Annotated in this window: 1 protein-coding gene; it reads right to left on the reverse strand. The window is 65.0% G+C overall.

Going from position 1 to position 432, the window contains the following annotated elements; translation table 11 throughout:
* The coding region (locus tag INS93_RS25225; RefSeq protein WP_192985868.1) for a TRAP transporter large permease subunit at nt 1–432 on the reverse strand (432 nt) is incomplete at both ends.

Here is a 432-nt window from a genome sequence, read left to right on the forward strand (position 1 = left end):
GAGCATGGCGTTGGCAATGATGAACATCAGCATGATGGTCAGCTTGCCGGACTCCAGCAGCACCTTCGGGCACTCGCGAATGGTCAGGTCCTTGTACACGAACAGGGCGACGAAGCCGGCGTACACCGCCGCCACGGCCGCAGCCTCGGTCGGGGTGAACATGCCGGTGTAGATACCGCCGAGGATGATCACCATCAGCAGCAGGCCCCAGAACGCCTCACGTGCGGCACGCAGCCACTCGCGGAAGCTGGCGCGCGGCAGCGCCGGCAGCTTCTTGATGCGCGCGACGATGTAGATCGCGATCATCAGCACCAGGCCCAGCATCACGCCCGGGATCACCCCGGCCATGAACAGCTTGCCCACCGACTGCTCGGTGGCGGCGGCGTACACCACCATCACGATCGACGGCGGAATCAGGATGCCCAGGGTACC

This window comes from Pseudomonas sp. EggHat1 (genome assembly GCF_014892995.1).
GTDB lineage: Bacteria > Pseudomonadota > Gammaproteobacteria > Pseudomonadales > Pseudomonadaceae > Aquipseudomonas > Aquipseudomonas chaetocerotis.